Raw genomic sequence first — 19,736 nt, 5'->3', positions numbered from 1 at the left:
GAGAGATACATCGCGAATCGGCGCGAAGTGACGGTCGTTGATCGGTGTCAGGGGCGGTGGGTGAGGAGGAGGACGGCGCGGGAGTGGTCGGCGGCGTCGCGGCGAAGGGCGGCCAGCAGTGCGCCGGCGGTGTCGTCGTCCAGCCCGGCCGTGGGTTCATCGAGTACCAGCACGTCCGGGTCCCGCAGCAACGCCCGCGCGAGCACGAACCGGCGGCGCTCTCCTCCGGAGAGGGTGCGGCCTCCGGAGTCGAGCCAGGTGTCCAGACCATCGGTGAGCCCATCGAGCCAGCCGTCGAGAAGCGCCGCCCGCAGCGCCGCCCGCAACCGGTCGTCGTCGGCGCCGGGGTCCGCGAGCAGCAGGTTCGCGCGCACGGTCGTCGCGAAGATGTGATCGGCGTCCCCTGCGACGGCGACGCGGCGCCGCAACGCGCGCGCGTCCATGCCCGACGTCGAGGCGCCGGCGCCGAAACGCGCACCACCGGCCCGGATCTCGCCCGCCGACGGGGAGAGCAGCCCGGCCAGCGCCATCGCGAGCGTCGACTTGCCCGAACCGGACGGCCAGCGGAGCTCGTGCACGTCCCCGGGAGCGATGCGCAGATCGACGTCGCGCAGCACCGGCGCCTCCGGCCGCCACCCGACGCTCAGTCCCGCGACCTGGACTCCCGGCACGACCGCCACGTCCTCGATCGGAGCCGGCGCGGTCTCGGGCGGGACGGAGTCCTGCCGCAACGCGTCCAGCCGGGCACCGGCGGCCCGGCCGTCCGCGAGCGCCCGCGCCGCGGGGAGCATCGAGAGCAGTGCCTCGGTCACCGCCAGCGCCGCCAGGACGACGATCCCGACCGTCTCGGCCGGGATCGTCCGGCCCGCCCACGCCCGCGCCGCCACGACCGCCGCTCCGACCACCAGTACGGCCGCGCCGAACTCGGCGATGCCACGCCCCTGGCCGTCGGCCCGCGCCGCCGCCCTCTCGGCGTCGTCCGCCCGCTGACCGCGCGTGTGCACTTCCCGCATCAGCACCCGGCCGCGGGCCAGCCCCAGTTCCTCGGTGTTCTCGACCGCGCCGACGATCGCGTCCTGGAGGCCGGTCCGCGCCTCGTCGGCCGGCCGGGCCGCTCGCCGGTCGGCCCGGATCGTCCACCAGGGTGCCGCCACACCCGCGATCGCGATGCCCAGCAGCAGCGGGACCAGCGCGCCGGGCAGCAGCCAGGCGGTCGCACCGGCGACCACCACGAGCGTCACGGCCGCCGCGGCCAGCGGCACGCGGCCGCGCACCCGGCCGGAGAGGCGCGTGTCGACGTCGTCGACCACCCTGACCAGCAGCGCCCCGCGCCGGGCGGTGAGCCGCCCCGGCACCTGCGGGACCAGATCGCCGATCACCTTCGCCCGCCAGTCGGCGAGCAGTCCGAGCCCGGCATCGTGGGAGGCGAGCCGCTCCAGGTACCGCCACAGCGGACGGGCGATCGCGAACGCCCGGACGGCGACGACGGCGACCGAGAGCGTCAGGATCGGCGGCCGGGCATCGGCGCGGATGATCATCCAGGCGGCCGCGACCGTCAGCCCGAATCCGGAGAGCAGCGATGCCGCCCCCGCCGCCGCCGCGAGCGCGAAGCGGGTGGAGGCGGGCGCTCGCGACCAGCGGCGCCGCGGACCCGCGAGCAGCGGACGGCGCCGGGACCGCTCGCCGAGGCCGGCGGCAGGTGCCGGGGTCGGCGGGTGGACCTCACCTCGTGGCCGCACGTCCCCGGCCTCGGTGCCGGGCGGCGAACCGGCGATGACGTCGACCCGCCGGTCCGCGGCGGCGATCACGGCCGGCCGGTGGCTGGCGACGACGACGGCGACCCCTGCCCGCGCGACGGTCGTGACGGCCTCGATCACCGCTGTCTCGGCGGCACGATCCAGGTGGGCCGTCGGCTCGTCGAGGAGCAGGGTGGCGCGACCGCCGCGGGTGACGGCGAGGATCGCCCGTGCCAGCGCGACCCGGTGCCGCTGCCCGGTCGAGAGCCCGCGGCCGTCGTCGCCGAGCGGGGTGTCCAGCCCGCGGGCCAGTGACGAGACCGGCAGCGCGAGCGACGCGAGCAGGCCGGTCAGCTCGGCGTCGTCGACGGCGGTGTCCGATCCGTGCTGGAGAGCGTCACGCACCGTCCCGGCCAGCGGCAGCGCCGGCCGCTGCGGCACGTACTCGGCGTCGTGCGCCCACGCATGGCCGCGGTCGGCGTCGAGCAGCCCCGCCATGGCCCGCAGCAGCGTCGTCTTGCCCGACCCGGACGGCCCGCTGATCGCGACGATCTCACCGGCGCGGACGTCCACCTCCGGTAGCGAGAGTTCGGCGCGGCGGCCCGGGAACCGCACCCGCAGCCCGCGGGCCCCCGCGACCGCCGAGGTCGTCGCGCCGTCGGCGGCCTCGACCACCGGGACATCGGTGATCTGCTGCCAGCGGTCCATCACCGCGCTCGCCTGTGCGGACTCATGGAACCGGGCGCCGGCCTCGCGGAGCGGGCGGTAGGCCTCCGGGGCGAGCAGGATGGCGGCGAGCGCCGGCCACAGCATCATCTCGCCTCCGGCGAGCCGTGTCCCGGCACCGACCGCGACGAGCCCGACCGAGACGGTCGCGACCAGGTCCAGCGCCGTCGAGGACAGGAACGCCACCGACAGCACCCGGGTGGTGGCCCGGGCGTAGCGGTGGCTGGACTCGCGGACGGCGCCTTCCTGCCGCTCGGCGCGGTCGAACAGGCGCAGCGTGACTAGGCCGCGGACGGCGTCGAGGAAGTGCCCCGCCAGGGCGCCACCGCGCGCGTACTGCTGGTCGGAGCGCCGCTGCGTCGCCCACCCCACCAGGGCGGCGAACAGCGGCACCAGCGGCAGTGTCACCAGCACGGTGAGCGCCGATGGCGGATCGACGAACGCGAGCAGAGCCACCACGACGGGCGGAAGCACGGCGGCCACCACCAGGGAGGGCAGGTAGGAGGCGAACCACGGGCGCAACGGATCCAGCCCGGTCGAGAGAAGCGTCGCGACGTCGACGGCTTCGGAACGCGCGCCACGGTGCGCCGCCCACGCCTGGCCCCGGCGGGCGACGGCGGCGAGCCCTTCCCGGCGGACGGCGGCGATCACCGGGGCGGACACCCGGTGCGCGGCACCCGGCAGCAGGGCGGCCGCGGCCGCCCGGACCAGCAGCGCGAGAGCGAGCCCGGCGAGCGGCGTGCGCCACTGGTCGCCGGACAGCACGGCGACGACGAGCGCGGCCGCGGTCAGCGCGATCCCGACGACGGCGAGCGCATGCGCGACCGAGAGCGTGACGAGCCATGCCAGCGGGCCGAGGGCGAGCCGCGACAGGGAGAGCAGCCTGGGGTCGAGCGGCCCGCGCGGCCCGGTCTTCCGGGCGATCTCGACGGCGGGGGGCGGGGCGCCGGTGGTCGCCGGCGCGGCACCGGCCTCGATGACGCTCATGTCGGCACCGGCTCGCTCGCCACCCGCTTCCGGAACACCCAGTAGGCGAACGCCTGGTAGACGACCACGGCGGGCAGGATCAGCGCCCCGGCCCACGTGATCGTGCGCAGCGCGTACGGGCTCGCGGCGGCGTCGTCGATCGTGAGCGAGTGCGCCGGATCGATCGTGCTCGGCATCAGCACGGGGTAGTGCTGCACCAGCACCGCCACCACCGTCACGGCGACGGCGGCCACCGCCAGCCCGAACGCCCACCCTTCGCGGCGCCGCCGGGCGGCGGCGGCGACACCGGCGAGCGCGGCCGCGACCGCCGCTCCCAGCCACCACGGCCAGGCACCGCTCAGGCCGGCGGCGAGCGCGGCGACCGCCAGGCCGATCGCCGGTGCCGCCGCCCACCGCCTCGCCCGGTCGCGCACCGGCCCCGTGGTGCGCAACCCGAGATAGGCGGCACCGAGCACCACCGCGGCGACGACGCCGATCACCGCGCCGAGGATCGCCGCCGGTTCGGTGAACACGGCCAGCGACCGGGCCGGCGCCCCGCCGCCCGCGGCCACTTCGCCGTCGGCACCGAGGGGGAGTCCACCGGAGAGGACTCCCAGGGTGGCGCCGAGGACCGCGGCGGTGACGGCGGAGCCGGCGGCCAGGGCGGCATCGCACCGGCGCCGCCAGGCCGCCGAGTCCTTCTTGCCGCGGAACTCCAGGGCGACCCCGCGGACGGCGAGCGCGAGCAGCAGCAGCACCATCGGCAGGTACAGCCCGGAGAGGAACGAGGCGTACCAGCCGGGGAACGCGGCGAACATGACGCCGATCGCGGCGACCAGCCACACCTCGTTGCCGTCCCACACCGGCGCGATGGTGCGCAGTGCGGCGCCGCGTTGGGCGGCGTCGCGGCCGAGCACCGGGGCGAGCATGCCGACGCCGAAGTCGAACCCTTCGAGTACCAGGAACAGCACCCAGCAGAGGATGATCAGACCGAACCAGACGAGAGCGAGATCCATGGTGATTCCTCCGTGGTCCGTCAGTACGTGGGCGCGGCGGCGGCGAGCGAGCGGGCGGAGGGGGAGGAGTCGTCGCCGTCGTCGGGCCGGTCCGGGTCGGGGCTCAGGTCGAGACGGGACAGGTGCAGGACGAGCCGGAGCCAGACGACGGCGAGGATCCCGTAGACGATGCCGAATCCGATGAGCGAGGCGAGTACCTCGCCGGCGGTGAGGCCGGGGGAGACGCCGTCCTCGGTCTTGAACATGCCGAACACGAGCCAGGGCTGGCGGGCGGTCTCGGTGAAGATCCAGCCGAAGGTGTTCGCCAGGATCGGCAGGGTGGGGATCAGCGGCAGCGCCCAGAGCACCGCGCGACCGGCGAGTGTGCGGACGCGACCCGGCCGGATCGGCGGGTTGCCCTTGCGGGTCAGCACCAGGAAGACCACCGCCAGGGCGGCGGCCGCCATCCCCGCGCCGATCATCAGGCGGAACGTCCAGTACGCCACCGGTACATAGGGCATGTAGTCGCCCGGCCCGTAGAGCTCCGTGTACTGCGCCTGCAGGTCGTCCATTCCCTGGACGGTGGCGGTCGGGTCGCCCTTGGCGAGGATCGACAGCAGGAACGGGATGTCGATGGAGAAGAACGGTTCGCCGCCGCGCGAGCCGCCGACCGCGAGGATCGAGAAGGGGGCCCCGGACTGGGACGCGTAGAGCGCTTCCGCGGCGGCCATCTTCATCGGCTGGACGGTGGTGATGATCTTGCCGAGGATGTCGCCGGTGACGGCGACGGCGACACCGCCGAACGCGGTGACCCAGGCGCCGAGCCGCGCGAGCCGCTGCCAGGCGGCGTGGTCGCGGTGCTCGATCGCGGCGTCGTCGGTGCGGACGCGGCCGCGGCGGCCCCAGGCGCGCCACGCGCCGATCGCGAGCAGGAGGGCGCCGCCGGTCATCGCGGCACCGGACATCGTGTGCGGGAACGCGGCGAGGTTGACCTCGTTGACCATCAACTCGAAGAAGTCGTCCAGCCGTGCGCGCCCGGTCTCGGGGTCGACGCCGTAGGCGATCGGGTTCTGCATGAAGGAGTTGGCGGCCAGGATCACGTACGCGGAGATCAGCGTGCCGACCGCGACGACCCAGATCGTGGCCAGGTGCGCGCGGCGGGGCAGGCGGTCCCAGCCGAAGAACCACAGCCCGAGGAAGGTGGCCTCCAGGAAGAAGGCGAGCATGCCCTCGATGGCCAGGGTGGGCCCGAACACGTCGCCGTAGAACCGGGCGAAGTCGCTCCAGGCGAGTCCGAACTGGAACTCCTGCACCAGCCCGGTGACGACGCCGACGGCGAAGGTCACCATCAGCAGCTTTCCGACGAGCATGGTCAGGTCGCGGTAGTGCTGCTTGCCGGTGCGATGCCAGGCGGTCTGCAGACCGGCGGTGAGGGCGGCGAGCGATATCGACAGCGGGACGAAGAAGTAGTGGTAGATCGTCACCACCGCGAACTGCAGGCGCGACAGATCCAGCGTATCCATCCCGACCTCCCACCGGCTCAGTCGATGTACTACACGCTGTAGTACGTGATCTTAAGTATTACACGCTGTAGTACTTCTGGCGCCGTACTTCAGGGAGACGTACGTCTCGTACGAAGAGGACGAGCTTGCGCGCGCGGTCACGCGCGAGAACGGCGAGGGAACCGATTCCGGGTGGCGTGGCAACAACAGGTGTTCTGATCAAACGTCGAGAGGCCGTCCATGAGCGAAACGGGGCCGGCGGAGCGCGATGACGCAGCCGTCATCGAACGCTCCCGGCAGGATCCCGAGGTCTTCGCCGAGATCTTCCGCAGACACGCACCCGACATCAAGCGCTTCGTCGTCCGCCGGCCGGGCGTCGACGCCGCCGAAGACGTGGTGGCCGAGACCTTCCTGGTCGCGTTCCGGCGGCGTGGCCGCTACGACCTGTCGTACTCCAGCGCGCGGCCCTGGCTCTACGGGATCGCGACGAAGCTGATCGGTCGCCATGCACGGACCGAGGTGCGCCATCTGCGCGCCTGGGAACGCACCGGCGTCGACCCCGTCACCGAGGCGTTCACCGACCGCAGCGACGAACGGGTCAGCGCACAGGCCCACGGCAAGGCCCTGGCCGGCGCGCTCCGACGGAGCACCGGCGCACCGACTACGCCTACGTCAGCCGGCTGCCCGCCGACCCGGAGCAGATGTACCGGCACCTCTACCGGGGACTCGGGAACGACGCCCTCGCCGACTACGAGGCGTGGACGAACGTCGGCGAACTCCTCCAAGCGACGTACGTGCCCGCACCGCAACGGGCCGCCCTGTTCCGCGCCGCCGCGTCGATCCGCGGCGCCGCTCCCGTCGGCGACGCCGTGGACGCGGCGGGACGCACCGGTACCGCCGTGGCGATGACCGGCCCCGGCGGACTGCGGGAGGAGTACATCTTCGACCGGAAGACCTACCGCTACCTGGGCAAGCGCAGTGTGGTCGTCAACGCGGAGAAGGCCCAGGCCCCGGTGGGCAGCGTGCTGAGCTCCACGGCCCTGCTCAAGGTCACCGTCGCCGACCGCGCCCCGGCGTGCCCTGAGCGCGACCGCTGCCTGGACTGATCCATCCCGCCGGGATCATCCCAGGTCAGGCCGGTCCGGTGGACCAGACCGCGATCCACCGGACCGGCCCCCGCACAACGACTACGGCGTCGCCTCGCACCGCGAACGGTGGCCCGCACTCTCGACGATTCGCTCCACGGCCGGATTGGAGACCGGCTCGGACGCGAACCCGCGGCCGGCTTGACCTCAACTCAAGTTGAGGTCAGAAGGTTGCAGCATGGAACCGAACGATGCCAGCGAGATCAGGGCCATGCTGACCGTCCAGGCGGGGCACTGGGAGCGCCATGAGATGGACGCGTGGGGAGCCTTCTTCACCGACGACTGTGACTTCATCACCCATCGAGGTCTCTGGTGGCGATCTCGGGCGGAGAACGTCGAGGGCCACCAGGACGTCCCGGAGTCCGTTGTCGCGCAGAAGAAGAGTTACAAGCAGGAGATCGCGAACATCGATGGCATCGCGCCGGGCGTTGCGCTGGTGCACACGACCTGGAATTGGCCCGAGCACCGCCTGCCCGGTGCCGCGGCGGGCCAGGATCGCTGTGGCCTGATCACCATGGTGCTGGTGAAAGTCAGCGGCACGTGGAAGATCCGTGCCGTCCACAACACCCGCGTGAACGGGCTAGACGACTTCACCGCCAAGAGCCAGTAGCCGGTGACATCCGAGGTCGCCGCGCTGGGCCATTGCCCGCCACGCCGAAGTACACGGGCGGGACGGCGGCCACGGCGCCCTCCAGCATCGCCTTGACCAGGGCGGTCGAGGCGGACAGGCGCGGGCCGAGTACGGGGCCGAAGATCCCGGTGGGGTTGACGACCGCCAGTTCCAGGCAGCCGCCCTCGGCGATGGCCTTGGAGCGGATGTAGGCGGTGTTGTCTTCGGCGGGAGCGGTCCAGTCGGTCTCGTCGTAGGCGCCTCCGCCCGGCTTGGGGCTGTAGCCGACGGCGGCGAACGAGGAGGTCAGGCAGCAGGTCAAGCTTGGCCGTGCTCGTCGTCGTGGCCGTCACCTGACGCGCGGTGGCAGGTAACCGGAGTCACCGGCCGTTCAGAGGGCGAGGCCGCGGTCTCTGCTGGTCAGGAGCCGGATGTGCAGGGTTCTAACGTCGGGGGGAAACGAGCCGTTCACAGCGCCCGCTGGCGAATGGTTCGGCGATGTGTCGGTATGCGCGCAGCGCCGTTCGTCTAGAGGTGCAGCCTCCTGGCAGCGGAGGAGACCTCACACCCAAGTGAAGGGGGAACCGTCGTGAACGCCGACGAAGAATTCGCCTCGACCCCGGTCCCGCGGGACCTGGCCGAGCGGCGGGCCCACGCTCGCAACCGGCTCGAAACCGGTTTCCAGATGTGGCTGGCCACCGGCAGCGACGGCCATGGTGCGCATCTGATCCCCGTGGCCTATGTCTGGGACGGCTCGGCTCTCTATACAGCGACCTTCGCCAAGAGCCGCACTGCCGTCAACATCAAGGCCCACCCACAGGCCAGGGTCGCTCTCGGTGACACCGCCGACGTCATCATGATCGACACCAGTGCGTCGCTCGCGGACGTCGCTGACATCGACGCTGATATCGCCGAGCACTACGCCAAGGTCTCCACAGACCCTCGTACCTACCCGGAGGGCACGTTCGTCTACCTACGCCTGCAGCCCAGGCGCGTTCAGGTCTGGAACGGCCTTCACGAATTCGTCGGGCGCACGGTCATGCGGGACGGCCGATGGCTGGAAAACCCAGTCGACTGAGGAAACTTTTGATCATCGACCCGGGTGACCAGGTGCCCAGACCCCGTCGTGACTGCACCACTGACGGAGCGAGTGCGGATGACCGGACGGAGAACCGCACAGGGAGAGTTCACCGCCGCCAACGCTCCTCGGTGAGGGGCCAGTCCTCGGTGTGGGGTCAGTGGGTCTCGGTGAGCCATCCCATCGAATGTGGGGTCGACGGGGCTGAGCATGCCGAGCGCGCTGTGGCGGCGTCGGCGGTTGTGGAAGATCTCCAGGTATTCGAAGATCGCGTTGGCTGGTTCGATGCGGGTGCGCCACCGTTGCCGGTTGCGGAGCTCGACCTGCATCCGTGCCCAGAACGACTCGATCATCGCCGCCGCCGGGTCCCAGTAGCCCTTTGAGGCCGGCGCGGCGGCCGCTTGCGCCACATATGGAACCCCGAGTCGGACGCGCTCAGGGACGCGGCAGCAGACCTTGATCGGCAGGCCCTCGCCGGCCATCACCGCGATGGCTTGGAAGCGTCGTTGGGGGCACTGCCTCTCTCGCCAGCTCGACCGCCCGCCGGGGGGTGACGGCCAGTTCGGTCTCCAGCTGGACGATCCTGCGCCGCGCGGCAACCAGCTCGATCTGATCGGCCGATGTCAACCCGGCCTCCAGGCCGGCATCGATCCGGTCCTGCGGCAGTCACACATAGATCGTCTGACCGGGCATCTGCAGGTCCGCAGCAACCTCGCGCACCGGTTGCCCGGCCTTCTCCAGGTCCAGCACCCTGCGACGGAACCGGTGACACACCCGTTAACGGCACCCGTACTACAGCGACCCCGTAGTGGCGGGCCATGTCTCCCAACCGGCGGCGGTAGCACTCCGCGTGCTGAGGCGAAGGGGCTTCGGGCTTGGGCACCTACTTCTCTGGCCAGCGAGGCACTTCGGAACGTGCGACTACAGCTTGGGCAGGGATTCCCTGTGGCGCAGGTCACAATGCCGGAGTGTCACGTTCTCCGGAGGCGTCCTGTCCCATAGCCGTCCCGAACGAACGAGCCCCACAGGGAGCGAGCGATGACCACAAGCACCGCCAATCAGATCGTCGTCCTCGGCGCCGGCTACACCGGCCTGATCGCCACAGCTCGGCTGGCCCGCTACACCCGCAGGCTGCACACCCGCATCACCCTGGTGAACCCCTCGCCCCGCTTCACCGAGCGTCTGCGCATGCACCAGGTCGCCGCGGGCCAGGAACTGACCGACTTCCAGATCCCCGACCTGCTGAAGGGCACCGGCGTGCGATTCCATCAGGCCGCCGCCACCGGCATCGATACCGCTGACCGGACCGTCGCCCTCGACGATGGCGCCCTCCTTCACTACGACACGCTGGTCTACGCCCTCGGCAGCGCCACCGACGCGAGCATCGTCCCCGGTGCGGCGGACCACGCATGGACCCTGGACGACCCCCGTCTGGCGCACCGCCTGTCGCGGCGGCTGCCCGGGATCGCCGCCGCGGGCGGCGCGGTCACCGTCTGCGGTGGCGGGCTCACCGGCATCGAGGCGGCCGCCGAGATCGCCGAGGCGTACCCTGCGCTGACCGTCAACCTGGTCTGCGCCACCGAACCCGGTTCGATGATGGGCGAGAAGGCCCGAGCCCACCTCAACCGCGTGCTAGACCGGCTGGGCGTGGTGCGCATGGTCGGGGTGAAGGTCACCAAGGTGCTGCCCGACGCGGTGGAGCTGGACACCGGTGAGCTCGTCTCCTCGGATCTGACCCTGTGGACCACCGGTGTGCGGGTGCCGCAGCTCGCTGCCCACGCCGGAATCGCCACCGACAGGAAGGGGCTCATCATCACCGACCCCACCCTGCGCTCGGTTTCGCACCCGGAGATCCACGCCATCGGAGACGCAGCCCTGGTGCGGCAGGCCTGGGGGCAGCTCCACGGCACCTGCCAGAGCGGGGTGGTCACCGCCGACTACACCGCCGACATCATCGCCCGGCTACTGCGAGGGAAGCCGGTGAAGCCCCTGCGGTTCGGCTACTTCCACCAGCCGGTGAGCCTGGGCCGCAAGGACGCGGTCGTCCAGTTCACCAAAGCCGATGACACCCCGAGGCGGTGGTACCTCAAGGGCAAGGCCGCGGTCATCTACAAGGAGCAGGTCAGCGGCACCCCGCCGATGGCCGCCAAGATGTCCCGCTACGTGAAGGTACCGGTGCAGCTGTCGAAGGGCGGCCGCGCCACCCGAAAGACCGCATGATGTTCCAAGACTCGGGTCAGGGACCCACCGGATCCCCGGCCCGCTGAAATCCCGAGCTTCCGACCACTTGGCATGATTCCGAGAGGTTCATGGCCGCCTGCCACGGCGGTGACCTCAACGCACTCATGGAACTGCTCGCCCCGGAAGTGACGCTGTGGAACGACGGCGGCGGCATCGTCACCGCAGCCCGCCGCCCGCTGCACGGCCCTGACCATGTGGCGCGCTGGCTCCTGGGCGTCATGGGCAAACCGGTCTCCGCCGGCATCCGCCTCGAACCGGCCGTCGTCAACGGCGAGCTGAGCGTCGTCGGCATGATCGGCGACGACCTCGTCGGCGCACTCACCTACGACATTCACGATGGCCGCATCGAGAACATCCGCTTCCAGGTCAATCCCAACAAGCTGAACGGCATTCAAACGGAGGGCGGCACCGACGGTCCTACCCTCAACACCAAAGGGACACGGTGACGACGACAACGGTGAAGACCACCGCCCCCGCCACCGGGGATCGCAAGGCACCGTCCTCCAACTGGCCGGAGTCTCACCGAGAAGTCGCATGACGAGAGCGCATCTGGTGTATTCGCCTTGCCGACCATGACTCGTGCCGCCCCCTGGTAGCGCTTCACCTCGTCCCCGTTGTCGGGACGTCGTGCACGTGCCACCGCCTGATTGAACAGCGCCCCGGTCCCTCGGCGGACGTCCACGTGCGCCCTTTTGGGGAGAGCAGCCTGGGTCTGGGTGGGGACGCCCGGCTGCGCCTCGATGAGCAGGTCGCGGCCCAGGGAGGCGGCATAGGCGCGCAACTGCTCGCGGATGGAGGGGGCCAGGTCCTCATGTCACCGCCGAAGCGGCCGGCGCCGCCCTGGCCAGGCAAGACCCCGCTCGTCGACACCGCTGACCGCACTCGCCACATCAGTGCGTCACCGGCACGAGCATCCGGCGTCGGCAGGGCCATGGTGGTCGTTGGTTGCCTGGTCACGGGGTGAGTGGTCACGAGCGGGGGCTGGGCCCGCCGCTCGCCGTCTCGCAGGCTTGAGGCCGTATCCCGGTTCCCTTGAGCATTGGAGAACGTGGTGGACCGATTTGCGGAACTCCTCGCACCGCTCTCTCTCGGCAAGCTGGAAATGCCGAACCGTCTGGTGATGGCGCCGATGACGCGCAGCCGGGCGGCCGGCGGGCGGGTGGACGACCTGACCGTGCAGTACTACGCGCAACGCGCATCGGCCGGCCTGATCGTCACCGAGGCCATCCAGATCAGCGAGATCGGCCAAGGCTACGTCCAGACGCCCGGCCTGCACACCGCCGAGCAGGTCCGGGCATGGCGGAAGGTCACCGACGCCGTGCACTCCGCCGGCGGGACGATCGCGGCGCAGCTGGTGCACTGCGGCCGGATCGGGCATCCGGTCCTGTACGACGACGGTGCCCTGCCGGTCGCGCCCTCGGCGGTCCCGTCCGGCGAGCAGCTGTTCACGCCCGGCGGCATGCTGGACCATCCGGTGCCGCGCGAGATGACGGCCGACGACATCGCCGGCACCGTCGCCGACTTCGCCGCCGCGGCGCGCAACGCGGTGGAAGCCGGATTCGACGGGGTGGAGGTGCACGGCGCGAACGGCTTCCTGCTGCACCAGTTCCTGTGCGATGCCACCAACCGGCGCACCGACGGCTACGGCGGCTCGATCGCGGGCCGGATCCGGTTCACCGTGGAGGTGGTCGAAGCCGTCAGCGCGGCGATCGGTCCAGAGCGAGTCGGGCTGCGGCTGTCGCCAGGGATCACCTTCAACGGGATGGCCGAGAGCGACACCGCCGACCTCTACCGCGCCCTGGTGCGGGCGCTGGCCCCGACACCGCTGGCCTACCTGCACATCTTCGAGATCCTCACCCGCGATGTCACCCGGCTCGTCCGGGACGAGTGGCCCGGGGGCCTCATCCTGTGCCCGCACGCCACCACGGATGCCTTCCCCGCCACGCCGGAGACCGGGGCGGCGGCGCTGCGCGAGGGCCTGGCCGACGCCGTCGCGCTGGCCACGATGTGGCTGGCCAACCCCGACCTGCCCGCCAGGGTCCGCGCCGGCGGCCCGTACAACGAGGCGGACCCGGACACCTTCTATGGCGGCGACCACCGCGGCTACACCGACTATCCCGCCCTGGACGGCACGGCATGACCCATGACCGCGGACTCAGGAACCGGGTGATACGGCTGGCCGCGCGCCCGAACGGTGAGCCGCGGCTGGACCAGTTCGAGCTGGTGACAGCCGACGTTCCCGAACTCGGCGACGGCCGGATTCTGGTGCGCAACACCTGGATGTCGGTCGACCCGTACATGCGCGGACGGATGAACGACGCCCCGTCCTACATCGCCCCGTTCCGGCTCGGAGAGGCCCTGGACGGCGGCGCGGTCGGTGAGGTGGTCCGGTCCCGCGACCCGGCCGTCCCGGTCGGCGCGACCGTCTCGCATTTCTTGGGGTGGCGGGACTACGCCGTGCTGGAGGGCTCGGCCGCCACGATCGTCGACACCGAGCTCGCTCCGCCCGCGGCGTACCTGGGGGTGCTGGGCACCACGGGCCTGACCGCCTACGCCGCACTGACCCGCGTCGCGCCCGTGCGGCGCGGCGACACGGTGTTCATCTCGGCGGCGGCCGGCGCGGTCGGCATCGTGGCCGGGCAGCTCGCTCGCCGGCTCGGCGCGGCCACGGTGATCGGCTCGGCGGGCGGCCCGGAGAAGGCGGCCCGGCTGGTGGACGACTTCGGCTTCGACATCGGCCTGGACCGCCGCGTCCGCCCCATCGGCGCCCAGCTGGCCCGGGCCGTCCCCAACGGCATCGACATCTACCTGGACAACGTCGGCGGCGACCACCTGGAGGCCGCCATCGCCGCCGCGCGGCCGGGCGGCCGGTTCGCCCTGGTCGGCGCGATCGACCAGTACAACGCCACCGGCCCGGTCACCGGCCCGCGCAACCTCTACACCGCCTACAGCAAGGAGCTGACGCTGCGCGGCCTGCTGGTCAACTCCTACTTCCCGCTGTTCCCCGAATGGATCGGGCAGGCGGGCGCCTGGCTCGCCGACGGCTCGCTGCGCACGGCGCAGACCGTGGTGGACGGGCTGGAGCAGGCGCCGGCCGCACTCTTGGGCGTCCTCCGCGGTGCCAACGTCGGCAAGATGCTCGTCCACCTGGGCGGTCGAGGTTGATCCAGGCGCCGGCGGACGCCTCCCGGAGCGGTACGGGACGCAGACGCCGCCCCCACGCCAAGCGCCCGCCACGGGGTCAGCCGAACGAGATGTCCGGCGTGGCCCGGGCGGCGAGGCGCTGGAGCCGTTCCCGTGCCGCTGTCCCGGGCCTCGCCGAATACAGCAGAAGCCCAAGCCCGGGCTCGTCTGGAAGGAGCACACGCTGATAGTCGAGCTCCAGCACGCCCACCACCGGATGGTCCATGACGAAGCTCTCGTCGCCGATGGACCACTCCTCCACCTCGTGCTCCTGCCACATTCGTTCGAACTGCGGACTCTGCACCCGCATCACCGCGATATGTCCCCGCAGACGCTCGTCGCCGGGATACCGGGCCAGGTGCGAGCGCAGGAGTGCAACGTTCGCGCGGGCGTGCTGCTTCCAGGAGTCCCCGAGCCACGGTCGCGCGTTCGGACCCAGGAACAGCCAGTGCGACGCCGTCCGTCGGCCGGGAGAGTCGTCCAGGCCGCCGGTGAGCTCGTCCGCCAACCGGTTCCAGGCCAGTATCTCGGTGTAGCGCCCGATCAGCACCGCGGCGGTCAGCACCATGGAGTCCAGCAGTCCCAGCAGGTTCGGACGGACGAGGGCGGCCTCGCCCGCACCGCCGGAGAGGCCGGGCTCGCCGGGCCGGACCAGCCGGTGCAGGTGAGCGCGCTCGTTCTGTGACAGGCGCAGCGCGTCGGCGATCGCGTCGAGGATCTCCGTCGACACGTTCAGCCGCTGCCCCTGCTCCAGCCGGGTGTAGTGGGTGACGCTGACCCCGGCGAGCTGGGCCAGTTCCTCGCGGCGCAGCCCGGGCACCCGCCGCCGCGCGCCGTAGCCGACCAGCCCCACATCCTCGGGACGCAGCCGCGCGCGCCGAGACCTGAGGAACTGACTGAGCTCGGTACGCGCATCCATGAAAACGGACAGTACAGCTACCTGACCGAAACAACCCATTTCTGGCGTGTTGAGAAGTGCCCGGGCCGTGGCGGCCCAGGGGCTACGAACCGCACCGACTCCGGACGGCCCAGCCCGTCCGGGCACCAGGAGGATCGCCATGTCCACTCACATGACCGTCACCGAGCGGGAACGCTTCCTGGCGGACACGCACATCGGGATGCTGAGCGTCAACCACGGCCGAGGCCCGCTGCTGGTACCGATCTGGTACGCCTACTCTCCCGGCGCGGAGATCAAGGTGAGCACCCCGTCCAGCAGCGCGAAGCTCGGTCTGATCCGCGAGGCCGGCTACGTGGGCTTCGCCGTGCAGCAGGAGGCGATGCCCTACAGGTTCGTCTCCGTCGACGGCCCGGTCGTCGGCTACGAGCCGACCGACCCCCAGGAATATCGGCAATGGTCGATCCGGTACCTCGGCGCCGGCCGCGGCGCGCGATTCCACGACCTGATCAAGGACTCGCTCGCCGGCTGGGTCACGATCAGCATCCGTCCCGACCGGTGGCGCACGTTCGACTTCGGCAAGCAGTTCACCTGACAGCCACCACCACTAACGCAGGAGCAACGATGCGAGCACTGACCTACGCGCCAGACCTTGCCGTCAACGTCGTACCCGACCCGGCCCCCACCGAGTCCCAGGCGCTGATCCGGGTGGCGGCCTTCTCGCTCAATTTCGGCGAGATCGCCTACAGAAGCGCCGGCGCCCGGCCCGGGTACGTCCCGGGATGGGACGCCGCCGGTGTGGTCGTCCAAGCCGCCGCCGACGGTTCCGGCCCCGCCGCCGGCGCCCGTGTGGTCACGTTCGGCTGGTCGGGGGCGTGGGCTGAGCTGCGCGCCGTGAACACCGCCGACCTGGCCGTCGTCCCCGAATCCGTCGACCTGGGAACGGCGAGCGCCCTGCCCGTCGCCGGAGTCACGGCACTGCAGGCATTGCGTCGTCTCGGGACGGTGAGCGGCCGCCGTGTGCTGGTCACCGGGGCGTCCGGCGGCGTCGGCCGCTTCGCCGTGCAGCTCGCCGCCCGCGCCGGAGCCCACGTCATCGCCTCCGTCGGAGGCCCGGCCCGCGCGGACGGCCTGCGCGAGCTGGGCGCCGCCGAGATCGTCTTCGGCCCGGAGAATCTGGACGGCCGGTTGCACGGCGTGCTGGACAACGTGGGCGGACGGCAGCTCGCGGAGGCCTTCTACCGGCTGGAGGACGACGGCGTGGTCATGGCCGTCGGACGAGCCGCCCGGGAGACCACGGTCATCGATTTCGAGCTGGCGGGCACACGGTCCGCCCGCGGGCGGATCGAGAACTTCAACGTCTCCACGCCGTTCGGCGGGGACCTCGCCCACCTCCTCGGCCTGCTGGCCGCCGGCGAACTGGACGCCCAGGTCGGCTGGCGCGGGCCGTGGGAGCGCGCCGAAGAGGCAGCGGCCGCCCTCCTCGCTCGCCAGGTGGCCGGAAAGGCGGTCCTCGAACTGTGACGCACCCGGTGATGCTGAGCGGACCTCCGGGCACGCCACTCTCCGTCGCGGAGAGGGGGCGGCAACGCGCTGGGTACCGCTGCTCCTAGGCGGAACGCGGTGATCGTGCCGGGCGAAGCCCAGGTTCGTCACGGACGCGCCAGTCCTCGCACCATCGCATCGAAGGCGCCGTTCCAGTGGCGGTACGCCTCGTCCGTATCACCGAGCGCGCCCCTCAACTCGAGGCTGCACAGCCCGTGCGCGAGAGCGTTGACCCTGACAGCGAGGTCATTAGGGTCGGCGGCCGCAAAAGCGCCCTCCTGCACGCAGCGGGCGGCTGCGGTGACGAGGGCGTCGAAGGTCGGCTGAATCCGTGCGCCGATCTCCGCGTCGGGTTGGAACTCGGGGATCGGCCGCCCGAACATGAGCTCGTACAGGTGGGGGTTGGCGAGGGCGTTGGCACGGTACGCGCGGCCGAGTGCCAGCAGGTCGGCGACGCTGTCGTCGGTACGGGGAACGGCGGCGAACGCCCCGGCGAGGCGTTCGAACCCGGCGAGGAACATCTCACGGATCAGGCCCGCCTTGTCACCGAAAAGGCTGTAAACGGCCGTGGTGGACACGCCGGCCTGCTGGGCGACGCGGCGGGTGCTCAACGCCGGTGCCCCCTCGGCGGCCAGAAGCCGGCCGCCGGCGTCGATGAGCGCGCGGCGAAGTTCGCCATAGTCCCGGTTTCTCGGTCTTGCCATGGAGGCCATCGTATCGTAACGTCGTTACGTAACAGCGTTACCAAACTAGTAGGGGAGCGGGCCGCCATGTCGGAACTGCATGTAGTCCTCGGCGCCACGGGGGCGATCGGGTCGGCCGTCGTCGCCGAACTGACCGCCCGCGGCCACCGGGTCCGCGCCGTCAGCCGCAGCACCACCACCGGCCCGCGAGACTTCCGGGCCGACGTCACCACCGTCGAGGGCGCCACCGCCGCCTGCGACGGCGCCGCCGTCGTCTACCAGTGCGCGCAGCCCAGGTACGAGCGCTGGTCCGAGGAGTTCCCCGCCCTCACCCGCACGATCCTCACCGGAGTGGAGGCCGCCCAGGCGAAGCTGGTCATGGCCGACAACCTCTACGTGTACGGACCCGTCGACGGCCCCATGACCGAAGACCTGCCCCACACCGCCACCGGCCCCAAGGGGCGGGTCCGCGCCGAAGTGGACGAGCTGATCCTTGCCGCCCACCGGTCCGGGCGGATCCGCGCGACCCTCGGACGCGCCTCCGACTACTACGGCCCCGCAGGCGTCAACACCACCCTCGGCCCGACCGTCTTCGCCGCCGCCCTGGCCGGAAAGACCGTGCGCTGGATCGGCGACCTCGACCAATCGCACACCGTCGCCTACCTCCCCGACATCGCCGCCGGGCTGGTCACCCTCGGCGAGCGCGCCGATGCCGACGGACGCGCCTGGCACCTGCCGGCCGCCGAAGCGATCACCGGCCGCGCCTTCCTCGGCCTCGTACGGGCCGCGGCGGGAGGCGAACCTAAGATCGCCGCACTCGGCCGGGGAGCGCAGCGCCTCATCGGGCTGTTCGACCCGACCGTCCGCGGACTCGGCGAGACCTGGTATCAGCGCGACCGCCCGTTCGTCTCCGACGACTCCTCCTTCCGGAAGACGTTCGGCCCGGTCGAGGTCACCCCGCACACCGAGGGTGTCGCCGCGACACTCGACTGGTACCGGCAGAACGCGAACTGAACATGTGGAGCAGGCTTCCGGATGGTTCGGTGCTCACGATGCCGCGCCGTGCCGTTCCGTCCGCCTATGGCCCAATTTCACGTGCGCGGCGCGATGCTGCAGGTCCTCGGCGACGAGTGACGGCACGTCCAGCTCGGCGGGCGGCTCGGCGGCCGTGGCCTGGTTCCGCGCGCACCCTGAACAGCCCGGCAGGTAGCCGGGCAGGGCGCGTGCACGGTGACCTCGGCGATCTCCTCCCACCGCTGCCCGGCCCGCGGCGGCCGCGCGCCGGACAGTGTTGCCGGGGGCCTTGGGCGCGAGTGAGTTAGGTGGCGGCTGGCTGGCCGTGGGACGTGCTGATGGCGTCGACCGGGACGTCGCCTCGCTGCCCCGGACGCATCAGCACGGACATGGTCTTCGGCGAGCGCAGGCCCGTGCCCCGCCGCCGGAGCGCGGTGGGGCAGGGTTGGGGTTCAGCCGACGCTGGCGCCGGGGATCGGGGTGTAGCCGCCGAAGGGGCCGGGCGTGCCGTTGTCGTTGGGCTGGATGTTGAAGCCCAGGGTGCCGTTGGGCTGCCGGGCCAGCAGGTACTGGGGCAGGTCGTTCCCGTTGGGCTGGAGCGCGCGCTGCTCGCCTGCCTGCTGGCCCAGGAGGACCACTGGGCCTCAGACAACGTGCTCTTCCAACCCCGCGGCCAGGGCCGAACTCACCGGCGCCGACCCTGCTCGTAGCGCCTGCCCGGCTCCCGGCACGGACCTCGAACGGCCCCGCGTCCCCATTCCGCCGAGGCCGTGACGCCTTGGCCATTGAGCCGGGGACCACCGCCCTCGCCACGAACCCGCGACCGGCCCGCCGGCCGGTGTCACACGATCAACGTCAGCCGGTGGATCTCGTCGGCGGGGTGGCCCGCGCGCTCGTGGATCCGCTGGACCGCCTCGGCCGAGGGTCCCTCGGACAGGCAGTACACCGTGCCGGTCTCGGGGTCCGCCCAGGCCCGCTCGAAGTGCACGCCCTCGTCGCGTTCGATCGCCAGGTCCGCCTCATGGGCGGCCGACAGATCGTCGCCGGAGATCCCTTGCATGTTGTGGTGGACGTCCATGAACTTCATCTCGCTCTTCCCCCTAGGAGCATGTCGCGTCACCTGGCCGGCCGGTCGCCGGATCCTGCCTCGCTTTCCATGCTCCATCGGCAGGTTCCGGGCGTACAGGCGGGGGCGGTGCACGCGGCGGGTGCTTGGCCGGAGTTTGGCCGGCGACCGACCCATAGTTGGACATTTCGCTCTCGGTCCGGAGTGGCGTACCGCCTCGGAGAGGCCCGATCACGCGCCGCGCGGGGCGGGCGGTTCCGTTCTGGCCGGTACGTGTCAGTTCGGGAACGGCCTGGACTGGATCACCGTGACCGGGGTTCGGTGTGGGTGCGGCGGCGTCCGGTCGCCCGC

At 71.7% G+C, this 19,736-nt stretch carries 18 protein-coding genes and 2 pseudogenes; 11 read left to right on the top strand and 9 right to left on the bottom strand.

Going from position 1 to position 19,736, the window contains the following annotated elements:
- Nucleotides 1-47: 47 nt before the first annotated feature.
- The 3 genes from cydC to ACA361_RS12415 are packed head-to-tail and all read right to left on the bottom strand — an operon-like array spanning nucleotide 48 to nucleotide 5,946.
- Nucleotides 48-3,449 carry a thiol reductant ABC exporter subunit CydC gene (cydC, locus tag ACA361_RS12425; protein ID WP_375012054.1) on the bottom strand — a complete coding sequence of 1,134 codons (3,402 nt, stop codon included), beginning with the start codon at nucleotides 3,447-3,449 and terminating at the stop codon, nucleotides 48-50.
- Nucleotides 3,446-4,444 (bottom strand): cytochrome d ubiquinol oxidase subunit II, encoded by a 999-nt coding sequence (gene cydB, locus ACA361_RS12420; protein ID WP_375012053.1) that lies wholly within the window; start codon nucleotides 4,442-4,444, stop codon nucleotides 3,446-3,448. Before cydB ends, cydC begins: the two co-directional genes overlap by 4 nt.
- Nucleotides 4,445-4,464: 20 nt before the next feature.
- Nucleotides 4,465-5,946 (bottom strand): cytochrome ubiquinol oxidase subunit I, encoded by a 1,482-nt coding sequence (locus tag ACA361_RS12415; protein ID WP_375012052.1) that lies wholly within the window; start codon nucleotides 5,944-5,946, stop codon nucleotides 4,465-4,467.
- Between the two features lie 219 nt (nucleotides 5,947-6,165).
- Here ACA361_RS12415 and ACA361_RS12410 point away from each other — a divergent pair.
- The 3 genes and pseudogenes from ACA361_RS12410 to ACA361_RS12400 all read left to right on the top strand — a co-directional run.
- A pseudogene (locus tag ACA361_RS12410) lies at nucleotides 6,166-6,387 on the top strand (RNA polymerase sigma factor); the annotation flags it as partial.
- Between the two features lie 5 nt (nucleotides 6,388-6,392).
- Nucleotides 6,393-7,031 carry a CU044_5270 family protein gene (locus ACA361_RS12405; RefSeq protein WP_375012486.1) on the top strand — a complete coding sequence of 213 codons (639 nt, stop codon included), beginning with the start codon at nucleotides 6,393-6,395 and terminating at the stop codon, nucleotides 7,029-7,031.
- Nucleotides 7,032-7,248: 217 nt separating this feature from the next.
- A complete protein-coding gene (locus ACA361_RS12400; protein ID WP_375012051.1) occupies nucleotides 7,249-7,680 on the top strand; it encodes a YybH family protein in 432 nt (143 codons plus the stop codon).
- Here ACA361_RS12400 and ACA361_RS12395 read toward each other — a convergent pair.
- Nucleotides 7,661-8,002, bottom strand: a complete 342-nt coding sequence (locus tag ACA361_RS12395) for a hypothetical protein (protein ID WP_375012050.1) — start codon at nucleotides 8,000-8,002, stop codon at nucleotides 7,661-7,663. The two genes, ACA361_RS12400 and ACA361_RS12395, sit on opposite strands and share 20 nt — an antisense overlap.
- A gap of 267 nt (nucleotides 8,003-8,269) precedes the next feature.
- Between ACA361_RS12395 and ACA361_RS12390 the strand changes: the two genes are divergently transcribed.
- A complete protein-coding gene (locus ACA361_RS12390; protein ID WP_375012049.1) occupies nucleotides 8,270-8,758 on the top strand; it encodes a pyridoxamine 5'-phosphate oxidase family protein in 489 nt (162 codons plus the stop codon).
- A gap of 194 nt (nucleotides 8,759-8,952) precedes the next feature.
- Here ACA361_RS12390 and ACA361_RS12385 read toward each other — a convergent pair.
- Nucleotides 8,953-9,114, bottom strand: a pseudogene (locus tag ACA361_RS12385) (IS3 family transposase); the annotation flags it as partial.
- 682 nt (nucleotides 9,115-9,796) lie between these two features.
- Here ACA361_RS12385 and ACA361_RS12380 point away from each other — a divergent pair.
- From ACA361_RS12380 to ACA361_RS12365, 4 genes are all read left to right on the top strand, one after another.
- The gene (locus ACA361_RS12380; RefSeq protein WP_375012048.1) at nucleotides 9,797-10,978 is read left to right on the top strand and encodes an NAD(P)/FAD-dependent oxidoreductase; all 1,182 of its coding nucleotides are present in this window, start codon (nucleotides 9,797-9,799) and stop codon (nucleotides 10,976-10,978) included.
- Between the two features lie 89 nt (nucleotides 10,979-11,067).
- Nucleotides 11,068-11,445: a hypothetical protein gene (locus ACA361_RS12375; RefSeq protein ID WP_375012047.1), complete on the top strand. Its 378-nt coding sequence runs from the start codon at nucleotides 11,068-11,070 to the stop codon at nucleotides 11,443-11,445.
- A gap of 605 nt (nucleotides 11,446-12,050) precedes the next feature.
- Entirely contained in the window at nucleotides 12,051-13,139 is a 1,089-nt protein-coding gene (locus ACA361_RS12370) for an alkene reductase (RefSeq protein ID WP_375012046.1), read from the top strand.
- Nucleotides 13,136-14,164, top strand: coding sequence for an NADP-dependent oxidoreductase (locus ACA361_RS12365; RefSeq protein ID WP_375012045.1), 1,029 nt, complete (start codon nucleotides 13,136-13,138; stop codon nucleotides 14,162-14,164). The genes ACA361_RS12370 and ACA361_RS12365 overlap by 4 nt, the downstream gene beginning before the upstream one ends.
- 76 nt (nucleotides 14,165-14,240) lie before the next feature.
- Here the strand turns inward: ACA361_RS12365 and ACA361_RS12360 are convergent, their stop codons facing one another.
- Complete coding sequence (locus tag ACA361_RS12360) at nucleotides 14,241-15,101, bottom strand: helix-turn-helix domain-containing protein (RefSeq protein WP_375012044.1); 861 nt, start codon at nucleotides 15,099-15,101, stop codon at nucleotides 14,241-14,243.
- Between the two features lie 139 nt (nucleotides 15,102-15,240).
- Between ACA361_RS12360 and ACA361_RS12355 the strand changes: the two genes are divergently transcribed.
- Complete coding sequence (locus ACA361_RS12355; RefSeq protein WP_375012043.1) at nucleotides 15,241-15,672, top strand: pyridoxamine 5'-phosphate oxidase family protein; 432 nt, start codon at nucleotides 15,241-15,243, stop codon at nucleotides 15,670-15,672.
- Nucleotides 15,673-15,701: 29 nt separating this feature from the next.
- Nucleotides 15,702-16,601: a zinc-binding dehydrogenase gene (locus ACA361_RS12350; RefSeq protein ID WP_375012042.1), complete on the top strand. Its 900-nt coding sequence runs from the start codon at nucleotides 15,702-15,704 to the stop codon at nucleotides 16,599-16,601.
- A gap of 128 nt (nucleotides 16,602-16,729) precedes the next feature.
- Here ACA361_RS12350 and ACA361_RS12345 read toward each other — a convergent pair whose 3' ends face one another.
- Nucleotides 16,730-17,326 carry a TetR/AcrR family transcriptional regulator gene (locus ACA361_RS12345; protein ID WP_375012041.1) on the bottom strand — a complete coding sequence of 199 codons (597 nt, stop codon included), beginning with the start codon at nucleotides 17,324-17,326 and terminating at the stop codon, nucleotides 16,730-16,732.
- Between the two features lie 66 nt (nucleotides 17,327-17,392).
- Here ACA361_RS12345 and ACA361_RS12340 point away from each other — a divergent pair, with 66 nt between their 5' ends.
- Nucleotides 17,393-18,319, top strand: a complete 927-nt coding sequence (locus ACA361_RS12340; protein ID WP_375012040.1) for an NAD-dependent epimerase/dehydratase family protein — start codon at nucleotides 17,393-17,395, stop codon at nucleotides 18,317-18,319.
- A gap of 452 nt (nucleotides 18,320-18,771) precedes the next feature.
- Here ACA361_RS12340 and ACA361_RS12335 read toward each other — a convergent pair whose 3' ends face one another.
- Both ACA361_RS12335 and ACA361_RS12330 read right to left on the bottom strand, forming a co-directional pair.
- Nucleotides 18,772-18,957, bottom strand: coding sequence for a hypothetical protein (locus ACA361_RS12335; RefSeq protein WP_375012039.1), 186 nt, complete (start codon nucleotides 18,955-18,957; stop codon nucleotides 18,772-18,774).
- Nucleotides 18,958-19,160: 203 nt separating this feature from the next.
- Entirely contained in the window at nucleotides 19,161-19,406 is a 246-nt protein-coding gene (locus tag ACA361_RS12330; protein ID WP_375012038.1) for an SCO4226 family nickel-binding protein, read from the bottom strand.
- Nucleotides 19,407-19,736: the final 330 nt, after the last annotated feature.

This window comes from Actinomadura sp. 21ATH (assembly GCF_041951345.1).
Lineage (GTDB): Bacteria > Actinomycetota > Actinomycetes > Streptosporangiales > Streptosporangiaceae > Spirillospora.
The sequence above is the reverse complement of the archived record's forward strand: the minus strand, read 5'-3'. Positions and strand labels throughout refer to the sequence as shown.